At 55.1% G+C, this 16765-nt stretch carries 13 protein-coding genes; 12 read left to right on the top strand and 1 reads right to left on the bottom strand.

The features are described 5' to 3' along the window. Positions 1–2 precede the first annotated feature (2 nt). The 11 genes from KI367_RS01835 (at position 3) to ftsZ (ending at position 14875) form a co-directional block, all read left to right on the top strand. Positions 3–1955, top strand: a complete 1953-nt coding sequence (locus KI367_RS01835) for a stage V sporulation protein D (RefSeq protein WP_212947158.1) — start codon at positions 3–5, stop codon at positions 1953–1955. A gap of 56 nt (positions 1956–2011) precedes the next feature. Then, entirely contained in the window at positions 2012–3499 is a 1488-nt protein-coding gene (locus KI367_RS01830) for a UDP-N-acetylmuramoyl-L-alanyl-D-glutamate--2,6-diaminopimelate ligase (RefSeq protein ID WP_212947157.1), read from the top strand. Beyond that, the gene (locus KI367_RS01825) at positions 3499–4902 is read left to right on the top strand and encodes a UDP-N-acetylmuramoyl-tripeptide--D-alanyl-D-alanine ligase (protein WP_281422478.1); all 1404 of its coding nucleotides are present in this window, start codon (positions 3499–3501) and stop codon (positions 4900–4902) included. Before KI367_RS01830 ends, KI367_RS01825 begins: the two co-directional genes overlap by 1 nt. Positions 4903–4923: 21 nt before the next feature. Next, positions 4924–5889, top strand: coding sequence for a phospho-N-acetylmuramoyl-pentapeptide-transferase (gene mraY, locus KI367_RS01820; protein ID WP_212947153.1), 966 nt, complete (start codon positions 4924–4926; stop codon positions 5887–5889). 3 nt (positions 5890–5892) lie between these two features. Then, positions 5893–7314, top strand: coding sequence for a UDP-N-acetylmuramoyl-L-alanine--D-glutamate ligase (murD, locus tag KI367_RS01815; RefSeq protein ID WP_212947151.1), 1422 nt, complete (start codon positions 5893–5895; stop codon positions 7312–7314). Positions 7315–7362: 48 nt separating this feature from the next. Then, a complete protein-coding gene (spoVE, locus tag KI367_RS01810; RefSeq protein ID WP_212947149.1) occupies positions 7363–8460 on the top strand; it encodes a stage V sporulation protein E in 1098 nt (365 codons plus the stop codon). A gap of 5 nt (positions 8461–8465) precedes the next feature. Continuing rightward, a complete protein-coding gene (gene murG, locus KI367_RS01805) occupies positions 8466–9575 on the top strand; it encodes an undecaprenyldiphospho-muramoylpentapeptide beta-N-acetylglucosaminyltransferase (RefSeq protein ID WP_212947147.1) in 1110 nt (369 codons plus the stop codon). 429 nt (positions 9576–10004) lie between these two features. Then, entirely contained in the window at positions 10005–11288 is a 1284-nt protein-coding gene (murA, locus tag KI367_RS01800; protein ID WP_212947145.1) for a UDP-N-acetylglucosamine 1-carboxyvinyltransferase, read from the top strand. 62 nt (positions 11289–11350) lie between these two features. Beyond that, positions 11351–12121, top strand: a complete 771-nt coding sequence (locus KI367_RS01795; RefSeq protein WP_212947143.1) for a cell division protein FtsQ/DivIB — start codon at positions 11351–11353, stop codon at positions 12119–12121. Between the two features lie 286 nt (positions 12122–12407). Next, positions 12408–13685 carry a cell division protein FtsA gene (gene ftsA, locus KI367_RS01790; RefSeq protein ID WP_212947142.1) on the top strand — a complete coding sequence of 426 codons (1278 nt, stop codon included), beginning with the start codon at positions 12408–12410 and terminating at the stop codon, positions 13683–13685. A gap of 62 nt (positions 13686–13747) precedes the next feature. Continuing rightward, entirely contained in the window at positions 13748–14875 is a 1128-nt protein-coding gene (gene ftsZ / locus KI367_RS01785; protein ID WP_212947140.1) for a cell division protein FtsZ, read from the top strand. Between the two features lie 132 nt (positions 14876–15007). On the opposite strand, the gene KI367_RS01780 is transcribed toward ftsZ, so the two are convergent. Next, a complete protein-coding gene (locus tag KI367_RS01780; RefSeq protein ID WP_212947138.1) occupies positions 15008–15355 on the bottom strand; it encodes a DUF3221 domain-containing protein in 348 nt (115 codons plus the stop codon). 349 nt (positions 15356–15704) lie between these two features. Here KI367_RS01780 and spoIIGA point away from each other — a divergent pair, with 349 nt between their 5' ends. Next, complete coding sequence (spoIIGA, locus tag KI367_RS01775) at positions 15705–16679, top strand: sigma-E processing peptidase SpoIIGA (RefSeq protein WP_212947453.1); 975 nt, start codon at positions 15705–15707, stop codon at positions 16677–16679. Positions 16680–16765: the final 86 nt, after the last annotated feature.

Here is a 16765-nt window from a genome sequence, read left to right as displayed (position 1 = left end):
GAGTGAAAGTTTCGAACGTGACGCGCAGACGCAGACTTCTCGTAAGCTTGGCCGTTCTTTGCTTGCTGTTTGCTGCTATAATAGTAAGGCTTGCGTATGTCCAACTGGGCAAAGGAGCGGAACTCTCGGCGAAAGCGGAGGAAAACTGGAGAAGGCAAATTCCGTCCGTCGCCAAACGGGGCGAAATCCAGGACCGGAACGGCGTGCCGCTGGCTTACAACATCAGTTCGCCTACGATTATGGCGGTGCCGGTTCAGGTCAAAGATCCGGACAAAACGGCAAGGCTGCTTGCGCCTTTGCTCAGGATGACGGAGGAAAAGATCAAAAGCTTGGTCACAAAAAGATCGATGAGTGTGAAACTTCAACCCGGCGGACGCAAAATTACGATGGAGCTTGCTCAGAAAATTCGTGATTTAAACCTGCCGGGTATCGTTGTTGCCGAGGACAATAAGCGGTATTATCCTTATGGGGATCTTGCGAGCCATATTCTCGGCTTTACCGGAATCGACAACCAGGGCTTGACCGGCGTCGAGCAAAAATACGACAGCAAGCTGAACGGCATCCAGGGCAGCATCTCGTATCTGTCGGACGCCGGCGGCCGCATCATGCCCGGTTCGTCGGAAAAATACGACGCGCCGAAGGACGGGCTGACGTTAAAGCTTACGCTCGAAAAGTCGATCCAATCGATCATGGAGCGGGAGTTGGATCAGGCCATGGTGCAGTATCAGGCCAGGGGCGCCTGGTCCATCGCCATGAATCCGAAAACGGGCGAAATTTATGCGATGGCGAGCAGGCCCGGATACGAGCCGGGAAATTACAAGGAATATGCTTCCGAGGTCATTAACCGCAACCTGCCGATCTGGATGACCTACGAACCGGGTTCGACCTTTAAGATCATCACGTTAGCCGCGGCGCTGCAGGAAAAGAAAGTCGACCTGAAAAACGAACGTTTCTTCGATCCGGGGTACATCAAAGTCGGCGGCGCCACGTTAAAGTGCTGGAAGCGCGGCGGCCACGGCAGCGAAACCTTCCTGCAGGTGGTCGAAAACTCCTGCAACCCGGGCTTCGTCACCTTGGGCAACCGGCTCGGGAAAGACACGCTGTTCAAATACATCCGCGATTTCGGCTTCGGCGCGAAAACGGGCATCGACTTGAACGGCGAGGAAAACGGGATTTTATTCAAGCCTTCCCGCGTCGGACCGGTCGAACTGGCGACCACCGCTTTCGGACAGGGCGTATCCGTCACGCCGATCCAGCAGGTGGCAGCCGTCTCGGCGGCCATAAACGGCGGGTATTTGTATAAACCGTACGTGGCGAAAGCATGGGTCAATCCGGATACGGGCGAGGTCGTCAGCGAAAACAAACCGCAGCTGGTCCGGCAGGTGATCTCCGAGGAAACGTCGAAGCAGGTGCGCGAGGCGCTGGAAAGCGTCGTGGCCAACGGCACCGGACGCCCGGCCTTCATCGACGGCTACCGGGTCGGCGGCAAAACGGGGACCGCGCAGATCGTCGTCAACGGACGGTACTCCGCCACGGAGCACATCGTGTCGTTTATCGCTTTCGCGCCGGCGGACGATCCGCAAATCGTGGTCTACACGGCCGTCGACAATCCGGCGGGCATCCAGTTCGGGGGCGTGGTCGCAGCGCCGATCGTGCAAAACATTTTGCGGGATTCCCTTCAGGTTTTGAAGGTGCCGCCGCGCAAGGATCAGCTGCCGAAAGCATACAAATACGGAGACACGCCGATCGTTACCGTGCCGGATCTGGTCGGGGCGACCGTGCAGGATTTGTACGAAGATCTGAACATGAATTTCGTGCTGTCCAAATCGGGCACCGGCAACACGGTCGTCAGCCAGGCGCCGAAGCCGGGCAGCCGGGTGGAACGCGGGTCGACCATTCGCATATACATGGGGGCCGATCCGGAGCTGAAGGAACAGGACAAAGCTCCCAATTAGAGGTCTTAATCATCGCGGCAATGGACGATAATAGAAACTAGAGCGAGGGATATGTAATGAAACTGAACGAACTGGCTTCAACACTAACAATTGCAAAAATCAAAGGAAGCGGGGACATCACCATCACCGGTCTTCAGACCGACTCGCGCAAAGTGGCGCCCGGGGACGTGTTTATCTGCTTGCCCGGGCATACGGTGGACGGCCATGATTATGCCGGGCAAGCGGCCGAAAAAGGCGCCTCGGCGCTTGTCGTCGAACGCGAGCTGGACATCGACCTTCCGCAGGTCATCGTCAAGGACTGCCGCTACGCGATGGCGGTGATGGCGGACGCGTTTTTCGGCTCCCCAAGCTCCCACATGAAAATGATCGGCGTCACCGGAACGAACGGGAAAACGACGACCACCTACCTGATCGAAAAGATGATGAACGACCACGGAATCCACACCGGCTTGATCGGCACGATCCAAACCCGTTACGGGGGCCGCACGTTCCCGATGTCCGGCACGACGCCGGAGGCGCTGGAGCTGCAGCGATCCTTGGACGACATGTCCGCCAACGGCGTACAATGCTGCGTGATGGAGGTTTCCTCCCATGCGCTGGAGCAAGGGCGGGTAAAAGGAACCGACTTCCGTACGGCCATTTTTACGAACCTGACCCAGGACCATCTGGACTACCATAAAACCATGGAAGAATACAGAGCCGCGAAAGGCCTCTTTTTCTCCCGGCTCGGCAACAAATTCGGCCGTCAAGCCAGCGAGCGGAAATTCGCCGTATTAAACGCCGACGACGAAGCATCGAAATATTTCGCCAAAGTGACCGCCGCCGAGGTCATTACATACGGCTTGGACGAAAAAGCCGACGTGCGCGCTTCCGACATCTCCATCACGGCCCAAGGCACGTCGTTCCATGTGGACACGTTCCGCGGCAGCGCCGACATCCAGCTGAAAATGGTCGGCAAATTCAACGTATACAACGCGCTTGCGGCCATTACGGCAGGGCTGCTCGAGGGGCTCGAGCTGGACGGCATCAAGCGCAGCCTGGAATCCGTGCCGGGCGTCGACGGACGCGTGGAGGCCGTGGACGAAGGCCAGCCGTTTGCGGTCATCGTGGATTACGCGCATACGCCGGACGGCCTGGAGAACGTGCTCAAAACCGTCAAAGAGTTCGCCAAGGGACGGGTCATTACCGTGTTCGGCTGCGGCGGCGACCGCGACCGCACGAAACGCCCGGTGATGGGCAAGCTTGCCGCGAAATACAGCGATTTCGTCATGGTTACTTCGGACAATCCGCGGACCGAAAATCCGGACCTGATCCTGAAGGACATCGAGGCGGGGCTCGCCGAAGATGCCGTGCCTCAGGACAAATACCGGCTGATCGTGGACCGGCGGGAGGCCATACAAAAGGCTATTGAAATGGCAAGCCCGGACGATGTAGTATTGATTGCGGGGAAAGGTCATGAGACCTACCAAATCATTGGACATACGAAATACGATTTTGACGATCGGGTCGTGGCCAAGGAAGCGATAAGGGGTATGAACAAGTGATTACGAAGAAGTTGGGCGAAATAGCGGTCATGTGCGGGGGAACCCTGGCGCATGACCATGATTGTGATATACGGGTTGAGGGGGTCTTTACGGATTCCCGCAAAATCGAAGCCGGCAGGCTGTTCGTGCCGCTGGTGGGCGAAAAATTCGACGGCCATGCCTTTGCCGCGGCAGCGCTTGAAGGCGGCGCATGCGCCGTGTTATGGCAGCGGGACCGGGGCCTTCCGCCGGAAGGTCCCGCCATCGTCGTGGAGGACACGCTTGCCGCGCTGCAGGCATTGGCCAAGGCTTATTTGGCCGAAGTCGGATGCCGCGTCGTCGGCATCACGGGCAGCAACGGAAAAACGACGACGAAGGACATGGTATACGCGCTGCTCGGAACTTCCTTTAAGGTTCATAAAACCGGCGGGAATTTCAACAACCATATCGGGCTGCCGCTGACGATCCTGGAAATGCCGGAGGATACGGAAATCGCCATTCTCGAAATGGGCATGAGCGGCCGCCATGAGATCGAGGCGCTGTCGGCCATCGCCTCCCCCGACGTGGCCGTCATTACGAACATCGGCGAAGCCCATCTCCTTCAGCTCGGATCGAGACACGAAATCGCCCGTGCCAAGGTGGAAATCATCAGCGGCATGAAACCGGGCGGCCTGCTGGTTTACCATGGCGACGAACCGTTGATTCCGCTGGTGCTCGGCGAGCCGGAGACGGTAAAACCCGAAGGGCTGAAAACCTTCACGTTCGGCATGGATCCGGACAAAAACGACGATTATCCGACGGGCATGATGTTCCATGCGAAAGGCGTCATTTTCACTTCCCATCGTCATCCCGAGGAAGGTCTTGACCTGCCGCTGCTGGGACAGCATAACGTCATCAATTGCCTTGCCGCGCTTGCGGTGGCGGATCACTTCGGCATCGGGAAGGAGCAGATTCGCGAGGGATTGTCCGGGCTGCGTTTGACGGGGATGCGGATCGAGCAGATGACGGCGCCGAGCGGTCTTACCGTGCTCAATGACGCCTACAATGCCAGTCCGCTCTCGATGAAGGCGGCCATCGACGTGCTGGACAGCCTTAAAGGCCACCGCAAGAAAATTGCCGTTCTCGGGGACATGCTTGAGCTTGGGCCGAAAGAGCTCGAGTTTCATGCCGAAGTCGGAGAATATGCCGCGGACGGCAAAGTCGACATGCTGTATACGTACGGAACGCTGTCGGCGGAAACCGCAAAAGCCGCCAAAAACAAACGTCAGGATATTCCGGTCTATCATTTTGCCGATAAAAAGGAACTCGCCGCCCATCTTGCCGGGCAGGTACATCCGAAAGACATCGTGCTGATTAAGGCTTCGCGCGGAATGAAATTGGAAGAAATAGTGGATGCTCTTGTCGATCAAGACTTGCATAACTAAACATACGGAGGGGGTGAATCCATGGATTATCAATTGCTGCTGCTGACGATCGGAGTTTCGTTTATTCTCGCAATCATTGCCGCTCCTCTCCTGATTCCGCTGTTGAGGCGGCTGAAGTTTGGACAGCAGGTACGGGACGACGGCCCGCAAAGCCACTTGAAAAAAGCCGGTACCCCGACGATGGGCGGCGTCGTGATCATTTTGGCGTTTACGCTGTCTTTCTTGAAGTTTTCGGTCATAAATACCGATTTTTATGTCATGCTCGTCGCCACGCTAGGTTTTGGCCTCATCGGATTTCTCGATGATTATATCAAAATCGTGTTCAAACGTTCGTTAGGTCTGACGGCGCGCCAGAAGCTGGTCGGCCAGCTGCTGTTTGCGGCCATCATGTGCGTTTTGCTCATTCAAAACGGGCATAGCACCGCGATCCACGTGCCGGGAACTTCCTTTTCGTTCGATTGGGGCGGATGGTTCTATTATCCGTTTATCGTTATCATGATGCTTGCCATCAGCAACGCGGTCAACTTTACGGACGGCGTGGACGGCCTGCTTTCCGGCGTGAGCGCCATCGCGTTTGCGGCTTTTGCCCTGGTGGCGATGCAGGCGACGTCGCTGTCGGCAGCCGTTTGCGCCGCGGCGATGATCGGAGCGGTACTCGGCTTCCTGGTGTTTAACGCGCATCCGGCCAAAGTATTCATGGGCGACACGGGCTCCCTCGGCATCGGCGGAGCGATCGGCGCGATTGCGATCGTGACCAAAACGGAGCTGCTGTTCCTTGTCATCGGCGGCGTGTTCGTCATCGAGATGTTATCCGTGGTGCTGCAGGTCGCATCGTTTAAAACGAGAGGCAAACGCATATTTAAAATGAGTCCGATCCACCACCATTTCGAATTGTCGGGATGGTCGGAATGGCGCGTCGTCATTACGTTCTGGCTGGTGAGCATCGTACTCGCGGGCATCGGACTTTACTTGAACAAGGGGTTGTAGAATATGAAGCATCCAGAATCGTACAGGGATCAGGAAGTCGTCGTGCTCGGCCTTGCCAAAAGCGGTGTACAAGTTGCCAAGGTCATGCACGCTTACGGCGCGAAAGTGACGGTCAACGACCAAAAAGATAGAGATCAATGCCCCGAAGCCGGGGAACTGGAGGCGCTCGGAATTACCGTCATTTGCGGCGGTCATCCGGCCGATCTGGTTCATCCCGGTATTTCTCTGCTTGTCAAAAATCCGGGCATTCCTTATAAAGTAGGTCCGGTGCAAAAAGCGCTCGAGCTCGGCATCGAAATCGTAACCGAAGTCGAGGTCGCCTATCATATTTGCAGCGCGCCTATCATCGGCATCACCGGCTCGAACGGCAAAACGACGACGACGACCTGGGTCGGAAACATGCTGGAAGAAGCCGGCCTGCGCCCGATCGTGGCGGGCAATATCGGAACGCCGCTTTGCGAAGCCGCTCAACATGCGGACAGCGGCAACTGGATGGTAACCGAGTTGAGCAGCTTCCAGCTGAAAGGAACGAAGGCATTCCGTCCGCGTATCGGATGTTTGCTGAATGTGGCGGAAACGCATCTCGACTACCACGGAGATATGGAGGATTATGTCGCCTCCAAAGCGAAAATGTTCGCCAATCAGGGAGAAGGAGATACCGCCGTCCTCAATTGGGATGATTCCACCTGCCGCGAGCTCGTGCCTTATATCAAGGCGAAACTTCTGCCGTTCTCTACGAACGAAGAATTGGCAGAAGGCGTCTATGTCAGCCCGCCGTTTATCCAGGGCGCAGAGGACGATTTGCCGCGGAAGATCGTGTACCGGGATGAACATGGCCGCCTGACGGAGATCATCCCCGTGGAGGAAGTCGGTATTCCGGGCCGTTTCAACGTTGCAAATGCGGCGGCCGCCTGCGCGATCGCCATCGCCGCAGGCGTCCCCGCAAACCGGTTAAGGGGTCCGCTGTCCTCCTTCCGCGGCGTGGAGCACCGCCTGGAATACGTGAAGGATTTGAACGGAGTCGCCTACTACAATAACTCGAAGGCGACCAACTCCAAAGCGACGATGATGGCTTTGACATCCCTTCATCGTCCGATCGTTTTGATCGCCGGGGGGCTCGATCGGGGTTCGGATTACATGGAGCTGGTGCCGGCATTGTCGGAACGCGTCAAAGCGGTCATCGCTTTGGGCGAAACGGCGCGGAAAATCGCCAAGGTATCGGAACTTGCCGGATTAAAGCATATCGTCGTCGTCGATAATGAGGATGACGCCGCCGGCACGCTGCGCGCAGCCGTCAAGGAAGCCGCAGCCGCCGCAGAACCGGGGGATATCGTGCTTTTGTCTCCTGCCTGCGCCAGCTGGGACATGTTTGCTTCCTATGAGGAGCGTGGACGCATTTTTAAAGAGGCGGTGCATAATCTTTAAGTAGGGGGGTGGATAAGCCCCTACTTTTTTGCAAAAGGTGGCCTCTTCATGAACAAGACACGCCCGGCGCCGGACTTGTGGCTGTTTCTATGCATTATGGGACTGCTCGCGATCGGCATCATTATGGTATACAGCGCAGGTTCGGTACTGGCTTTACACGAACACGGAGACTCCTTCTATTTCGTCAAACGGCAGCTGCTTTTTGCCGGACTTGGGCTGGTAGCGATGTTTTTTACGGCCAATATCGATTTTCGGGTCTGGAAAAAATACGCCAAAATCGCCTTGATCGTCTGCTTCGTGCTGCTGGTCATCGTGTTGATACCGGGGATCGGCGTCGTTCGCGGCGGCGCGCGCAGCTGGCTGGGCATCAGCTCGTTCGGGATCCAGCCGTCGGAGTTTATGAAGCTGGGCATGATCCTGTTCCTTTCCAAATGGCTCAGCAGCGACGAATGGGACATTACGAAGTTCGGCAAAGGTCTGATGCCGCCGCTCGGGTTGGTCGGACTGGCCTTCGGCCTGATCATGCTCCAGCCGGATTTGGGGACGGGAACGGTCATGATGGGAGCGGCGATGATGATCATTTTTACGGCCGGAGCGCGTCTTGGCCATTTGGGGATGCTGGGATTGGCCGGAGCCGCAGGCTTCGTCGGCCTCATTCTTGCGGCGCCTTACCGGCTGAAGCGGATTACCGGATTTCTCGACCCTTGGTCCGATCCGCTCGGTACGGGGTATCAAATCATCCAATCTTTGTACGCCATCGGGCCCGGAGGGCTTGGCGGTTTGGGACTTGGCATGAGCCGCCAAAAGTACAGCTACGTTCCGGAACCGCAAACGGACTTTATCTTTTCCATTTTGGCCGAAGAGCTGGGGTTCATCGGCGGATTGATCGTACTTCTGCTCTTTTTGGTTCTGGTGTGGCGGGGCATGCGCATCGCCATGACGATACCGGATCGTTTCGGCAGTTTGTTTGCGGTAGGCATCGTCGGCATGGTTGCCGTACAGGTCATTATCAATATCGGCGTCGTGATCGGGCTGATGCCGGTAACGGGCATTACGCTGCCGCTGATCAGCTATGGCGGCTCGTCGCTGACGCTGATGCTGACCGCTCTCGGCATTTTACTTAATCTATCAAGATACGCGAGGTGATCGGCATGCGCGTCGTGTTAACAGGCGGAGGAACCGGGGGACACATCTACCCGGCTATCGCCGTTGCGAGGCAATGCGAAATCGAAGATCCGGATTCAAAATTTTTATATATCGGCGGTACCAAAGGTTTGGAAAGCACGCTGGTTCCGCAAGAGCAAATCCCGTTCCAATCGATCGAAATTACGGGCTTCCGCCGCAAATTGTCGGCCGAAAACATCAAAACGGTGATCCGATTTTTGAAAGGCGTCAAGGCGTCCAAGCGGATGCTAGCCGAATTCAAGCCGGACGTGGTCATCGGCACGGGCGGTTACGTCTGCGGTCCCGTCGTTTACGCCGCCGCCAAGTTGGGCATCCCGTCGATCATCCATGAACAGAACGCCATCCCGGGGTTGACGAACAAGTTTCTGAGCCGGTACGTCAGCACGGTCGCCGTCAGCTTCGAAGGATCGGAGCGCTCTTTTCCTAAAGCCAAACGGGTAATTTACACGGGGAATCCGCGGGCAACCACCGTGCAGTCCGCCAACAAGGAGCGCGGTTTCGCATCGCTGGGCATTCCGATGGACAGCTCGGTCGTGCTTGTCGTCGGCGGCAGCCGCGGAGCGAAGGCGATCAACGATGCCATGATCGAAATGGCGCCGCAGCTTGAGAAGCTGAAGCATATTCACTTTGTTTATGTGACGGGCGAACATTATTTCGAAAAAACGCGGGAGGAGATCCGAAGCAGGCTCGGCAGCATGCCCAATCATCTGCATGTGCTTCCGTACGTGCACAACATGCCCGAGGTGCTGGCGGCCACGTCTCTCATCGTCAACCGGGCGGGAGCTTCTTTTCTTGCCGAAATAACCTCGCTCGGGATTCCGTCCATCCTGATTCCATCCCCGAACGTGACGAATAACCACCAGGAGGCCAACGCGCGGCAGCTGGAAAAGGCCGGAGCCGCAAAGGTCATTTTGGAAAAGGATTTATCGGGAAAAAGACTCTTTCAATCTATTGAGGATATCATGGGCGATTTTCAGGTGCAGAGGGAGATGTCGGGGCAATCGAGAAAGCTTGGAAAGCCCGACTCCGCGAACTTGATCGTCGAAGAGATGCGCCGGCTCGCATCGGGGCGGTGAAAGGGGCTGGGCGATTGTCACACACTGGTCGCGCGCGACATAAGATACTCTATAATCGTGACAATCACCAACCCGAACGCCGGCCCCGCCCGAACCTGCGCGGAAAAAAGCCGCAGCTTTAGGTCCGAAGCTGGAACGTTGATATAGCGGAAATCCCTTTTGGTCAGGAAGATACCGGCTGGTTGTCATCAAGCCGCACCGCGAAAAACTGTAACCATGCTAAGCCGCCGGAGCTCATGGGTCTGATGTGTCACGCAAAAACAAGTCCGCTGAAAGATTGCACTGGATGTTAGGCCGGTCAATGACAGCAGAGGACGATCTCATCCTGTAGCATTCATTTTACGAAACCGAAATCTCGAAGCAGGCACCATCGGCAAATGCCTGCTAGGGAGAATGCGGCGGTTGAGGGGTAAACTCGGAGGTGATACATTGGACAAATTGGTGATTGAGGGTGGAAAATCCCTGTCAGGAACCATACGTATCCATGGAGCAAAAAATGCCGCATTGCCTATTCTGGCAGCGAGCTTGCTGGCCGCAGGCAAAGTTCAGCTGAGCAATGTCCCCCGTCTGCTGGACATTGACGTGATGCTGGACATCCTGGAACGGATCGGCTGCACGACTTTGCGTGATCAGGAGACGGTTGCCTTGGATACGTCGTCCGCCAATTCGTTTCATGTACCGGAAGATTTAATGAAACAAATGCGCTCCTCTATTTTTTTGATGGGGCCTCTGCTTGCGAGATTCGGGGAGGTTGCCGTCTATCAACCCGGCGGCTGCGCGATCGGAGAGCGCAAAATCGACCTGCATCTCCGGGGACTTCAGGCGCTCGGCGCCGATATCGAGGAACTTGAGCAGAGAATCATTTGCAAGGCCAGCAAACTCAAGGGGGCGGATATCCATCTGGACTTTCCGAGCGTGGGCGCAACCGAAAACATCATGATGGCCGCCGTTCTGGCGGAAGGCACGACGACCATCACGAATGCGGCGCGCGAACCGGAGATCCAGGATCTGCAAAACTTCCTGAACGCGATGGGCGCGAACATTATCGGAGCCGGTACGGATACGATCACGATTCAAGGCGTAAGCAAGCTTACCCCGTGTTCGTATAACATCATTCCCGACCGGATCGTAGCCGGAACCGTGATGATTGCCGCCGCGGCCACGAGGGGCAACGTCACGCTGACCCACTGCAACCCGGCCCATCTGTCGTCCTTGATCCACGTCCTCAAGCGGGCCGGTGTTCAAATCAGCACCTACAATGATATAATAAACGTGAGCAGCATGAGCCGTCCGAAGGCCGTCGAACGCATCGTCACATCGCCTTATCCGTCTTTTCCGACCGACTTGCAATCCCAAGTCATGGTGCTGCTCTCGCTTGCCGACGGCTTCAGCGTCATGAAAGAGACGGTATTCGAAGGCAGGTTCAAGCATGTCGATGAATTGACGAGAATGGGGGCGGACATACACACCGACCTGAACTGCGCATTCATCCGCGGCGTGAAGCGGCTGTACGGCGCCACGGTCGAAGCTACCGACCTGAGGGCAGGAGCGGCGCTGGTCATTGCCGGACTGGCCGCCCAAGGCAAAACCATCGTCGAGCAGGTGCATCATATCGACAGAGGATATGAACATATCGAGCAGCTCTTTCAAAAGCTGGGAGCTGATATCCATCGGTTTTCGCCGGTGCCCAAATCGCTAGATTTAGCAAATTAACACCAAGCTTATCCCCTCCCTCCCGCGAGAGGGGATAAGAGGTATTTTGTGGAGAGAATCCTATGCCCAAAGCTCATATTCCCGTTTTAAAAGAGAACAAGCCCAAAAAAAGAGCAAGCCGGAAAATCATAGCCATTTTGCTGCTTTTGTTTATCGCGATCCTGGTTATCTTGTTCTTCCGTTCGCCGGTAAGCCAGGTGACGGAGATCCAATTTACGGGAAGCACGTTTTCCTCGAGGGAGCAGCTTTTGCAGGCCAGCGGCCTGAAGGAGGGCAGCCAATATTTCGGCGTTTCGCCTTCCGAGGTCGAACAGCGGCTGCTGAAAATCACATCGATTCAAAAAGCCGTGGTGGACAAGCAATATCCCGGCAAAATCAACGTCAGGATCGAAGAATATCCCACCGTCGCTTATGAACTGGGCGAGGGGGGACGTTTGGAAGCCATTCTTGCGAACGGTTCGAAATTGGCCGTGAACAGCATCGGCATCGCCGTGGAAAAGCCGATCTTAACGAAATGGAGCCCAAACGATCCGAACAAGGCGGAACTGTGCAAAGTGCTGGGGAAAATTCCAAGCGAGCTGACGTCGGACATTTCGGAGATCATCCCGTCGCCGACGGCTTCCTTTCCGGATCGGATCAAGATGTATACGCGGTCCCGTTTTGTCGTGATTACGGCCGTCTCTCTTTTGAGCGACAAAATCGAATATTTGAACCAGGTCATCGAAACGGCTGAGCCGGGAACGATCACGATGCTCGAAGCCGACACGTATACGCCTTTCGAGCCTCCGGCCGATGCGGACCCGGACGAAAATGACACTACTCACGGCCAATAAAAAATGCTACAATTAATTTTATGGGTTATCTTATACCGTTTGAACTAAAAATGGTTTATTTCATCTATTCATCAACGCGAATTTGACGTGCGGAAGACGAGGATTCCTTCGTTTTTCGCACTTGGACATCTCCCTCTTTTTTCTTTTGATTTTTACCCTGTTATACTAAATGTTGGCAGTCGAAAAATTTGTAGAAAAAAGAGGGAAAGAATATTCTATGTTGAATATGTAAAAACGAGTGTTTTAAACATGGGGAAGATACTTTAGAAAACAGGAGGTGCCACGGTTGAGCAACAATGACATCATTGTTAGTTTGGACATCGGTACATCCAAAGTTCGTGCTATTATTGGGGAAGTGAATAATGGAACCTTTAATATTATTGGAGTTGGATCTGCCGACTCGGAAGGAATTCGCAAAGGTGCAATTGTAGATATTGACCAGACTGTACAATCCATCCGCAGTGCCGTTGATCATGCGGAGCGTATGGTCGGTATTGAAATATCGGAGGTATACGTCGGCATTTCGGGCAATCATATCGGACTTCAATCAAGCCACGGCGTCGTGGCGGTATCGAACGAGGATCGGGAAATCGGCGAGGAGGACATCGAACGCGTGCTTAAAGCCGCCGAAGTGGTCGCCCTTCCGCCGGACCGGGAAATCATTGATGTAGTTGCAAAACAATACGTCGTAGACGGCTTGGAGGGAATTCAGGATCCGCGCGGCATGATCGGCGTCCGCCTTGAGGTGGAAGCGATCATCATTACCGGCGCTAAGACCGCGATACATAATTTATTGCGCTGCGTTGAAAAATCAGGCCTGAAAATCAAAGATTTGGTGCTTATGTCGCTTGGCGCAGGCCAGCTCGCATTGTCGAAGGACGAGAAAACGATGGGTTCCGTCCTGGTCGATATCGGTGCGGGATCCACGACGATCGCCATTTTCGAAGGCGGCACGATGGTTTCGACCTCGACCCTGCCGATCGGCGGCGAGTTCGTGACCAACGATATCGCCTACGGACTTCGGACGCTGACGGACCAGGCGGAGAAGGTGAAGCTCAAATACGGCTGCGCGTTAATGGCCGATGCCGCGCCTGACGTCACGTTTAAGGTGGTCCGCATCGGCAGCAACGTGGAGAAGGAATTTACCCAAGAAGATCTGGCGGCCATCGTCGAACCTCGGGTACAGGAAATTTTCCATCTGGTCCGCGAAGAAGTCAAACGCCTCGGTTACTCCGAGCTTCCGGGGGGATACATCCTTACCGGAGGTACCGTATCGATGCCGGGCGTATTGCAGGTTGCCCAAGGAGAACTCGCCGCATCCGTCAGAATTGCCGTGCCGGATTACATCGGCGTCAGGGACCCTGGTTACACCAGCGGCGTTGGTATTTTACATAACGTCATCCGCAGTATCCGCATGCGCGGCGGCAGCAGCGCAAACGTGAGCAGTGCGGGCAACAAGAAGACAGTGAACCGCCCAAAAGCGAGTCCTGCCACGAATCCGGAGACTGTCCAAAAACCAGGCTTTATTGAACGATTGAAAAATATTTTCAGTGATTTCATATAAGCAGGTTCCATTTGAATGAGTGGACGGGCCATCCATGCACTATGAGGGGGAGATGGGAGAATATGTTGGAATTTGATTTTGAAATGGAGAGCTTGGCGCAAATTAAAGTAATTGGCGTGGGCGGCGGCGGCAGCAATGCCGTAAACCGAATGATCGAAAACGGCGTTCAAGGCGTCGAATTCATTACGGTGAATACGGACGCTCAAGCTTTGCATATGGCCAAATCGGAACATAAACTGCAAATCGGGGATAAATTGACCCGCGGCCTGGGTGCCGGAGCCAACCCTGAAGTAGGGAAAAAAGCGGCTGAGGAGTCGCGCGATCTGATCATGAATACCCTCAAAGGCGCCGACATGGTTTTTGTTACCGCAGGCATGGGCGGAGGTACCGGTACGGGAGCCGCGCCGGTGATCGCTGAAATCGCCAAGGAATGCGGAGCATTGACCGTCGGCGTGGTCACGCGCCCGTTTACGTTTGAAGGCCGCAAGCGTTCCACCCAGGCTGAGCTGGGGATCGAAAGCCTCAAAGAAAAAGTCGATACGCTTATCGTTATTCCGAATGATCGGCTTTTGGAAATCGTCGACAAAAAGACGCCGATGCTGGAAGCATTCCGGGAGGCCGACAACGTGCTGCGTCAAGCGGTTCAAGGCATTTCCGACTTGATTGCGGTTCCTGGCCTGATCAACCTCGACTTCGCCGACGTCAAAACGATCATGACTGAACGCGGTTCGGCTTTGATGGGGATCGGTTTGGCAACAGGGGAAAACCGCGCAGCCGAAGCCGCACGCAAAGCGATCATGAGCCCGCTGCTCGAAACTTCGATCGAAGGGGCGCGGGGCATTATCATGAACATTACGGGAGGCACGAATTTGTCCCTTTATGAAGTCAATGAAGCGGCCGAAATCGTAACCTCCGCATCCGATCCGGAAGTCAACATGATCTTCGGTGCCATGATTGAAGAAAGCATGAAGGATGAAATCAAAGTCACCGTGATTGCGACAGGGTTCGAAACCCGGGCCATTCCTGCGCCGCAAGCCCGCAAACAACAACCGGGAGCTGCCGCACCGACCGAACAGGCCGAATCCCGCAACAACACGCAGAACCTTCGTCCGTTCGGCAACCAGACCAGCGGCGACCAATTGGACATTCCGACGTTTTTGCGGAACCGCTCGCGTCAAAACAAGGACTAATTCCATACCGATAACGAAAAGACCCGCAAGCCATCGCTGGATGGAAGCGGGTCTTTTTTATTGCATGTTGGAGCATTTGAATACGTCTCGGAGTAGTCCAACCGGCAGCGTCCGGTGGATGCTGGTCCTGATTCAAGGGGAATTCAATTTTTTTACATCGGCCGCCGCTTGAGCAGGATAGGATTGATTGATGGCTCCGTTCGGGATCGAAATGCCGATATGATCCCTGATCTCCACGGCATGATAATCCGCCGGGCTAACCGTAAGCCAGATCGCGTTGGGCATCACTTCCTCCAAAATCCGATTGAGCGGCGTGTGCCGATCCGGAACCTTGTCGCGAACCGCCAAAACTCTCCCGTCTTCTTTGGCCACGACGTAACCTTCCTTAACGTCCCAGCGTTCATCGGCTGCGCGATCCGGCAAGGGAGGGCCAGCTACCCATGCCAGGAGCACGAACAGCCACATCATGATTTTGCTCATCGTTTATTTCTCCGCACGAACGATTTTCAGAACGTATTGCTGCGCTTTTTACCCTAACGAACGGGGAGGCCGGAAAGTTTCAGCCCATGGCGAGGAGTTTCCTTTCTGGTTTGGCGGGTTCGCAACGGCTGCGGCACCCAGGATACACGCCAGCGAACCGCCTCTCAAAAAGCAGCGGGACTCGACAAAAAAAGTTGAAGTCCGGCCCCCAATTTTAGACAGACTTTGGATAGGGATCTTTTTATACTAAATACATCTCCCAAGTCCAAAGCCACGATAAAGCGAATCATATCAAAGCTAGTCATATCAATTTCCGAAAGAATCCATGATAAGCAGGCAGGTGATGGGGCTGGTTGTTTATATTGATCTGATTTTCATCACCAATCTGTTGATCGACGGCGCCCTGCTGTGGCTGACCGCCTGGATGAGAAAGCAGCGGCTGCGCTGGTGGCGGCTTGCGGCGTCGTCAACGGTAGGCGCGATGTACGTCGTCATGATGTTCCTGCCCGAACTTTCCTTTATGTATACTTTTATGCTCAAATTCGCCTTGTCACTGTTGATGCTCTGGATCGCTTTCGGATTCGGAAGTCTGCAAAACTATATCCGGAACACGGGAGCTTTTTATATGATCAACTTCGCGGCAGCCGGCGGCATCATCGGAATCCACTATTTGCTGAAGAACACGGGAGAAATTTTTAACGGCATATGGTTTACGGCTTCCGGGGGGCTTTCGTTTGAGCTGAAAATCGGTTTTTGGTTTACGTTCATTACGTGTTTCGGGGTGCTTTTATGGTTTAAATTCGTTTATTCCACGCGCCGGAAACTGGAGAGCAGGCAAGCCTACATGGGAGAAGTAAGCGTGACGATCGGAGGGTTTACCGTGAGCTGCAACGGGTTGCTTGACACCGGGAACCAGCTGTCGGATCCGCTGACGCGAACCCCCGTCATGGTCATGGAGGCATCGCTCTGGAAGGAAAAGCTGCCCACCGCCTGGCTGCAGCGGCTTGCTGAGGGAGAACCGGACAAACTGCTGCTTGAGCTGGACGCTGCCGAATTCGAATGGCGGGATCGGCTTCGCCTGGTACCGTACCGGGGCGTAAACCGGGGGTCTGCCTTTATGCTGGCGATCAAACCGGACGCCGTGGACATCCGAATCGGGAATCAGACAAGCCGTGCCGCGAAGGTGTTGATCGGACTTGACGGCGGCCAATTATCAGGCGACAAGTCCTATCAGGCCATCATTCACCCGGAGCTGGTGCAGGAGGAAAACGTCGTGAATTCCGAGGCGCAGGTGCCGGTTAACCCGACGTCGATCCATTCGTAGCGGTGGAAGCGGGATTAAAAATGCTGCAAGCCCTTGCCAGGCTGACGTTCTGGGAGCGAAATGATGCCTATGGTATGCTAGTTCTA

The organism is Paenibacillus cookii (genome assembly GCF_018333375.1).
In the GTDB taxonomy this organism is placed as follows: Bacteria; Bacillota; Bacilli; order Paenibacillales; family Paenibacillaceae; genus Paenibacillus_AQ; species Paenibacillus_AQ cookii.
Note: the sequence above shows the minus strand (reverse complement) of the source record. Positions and strands in the feature narration are given on the sequence as shown.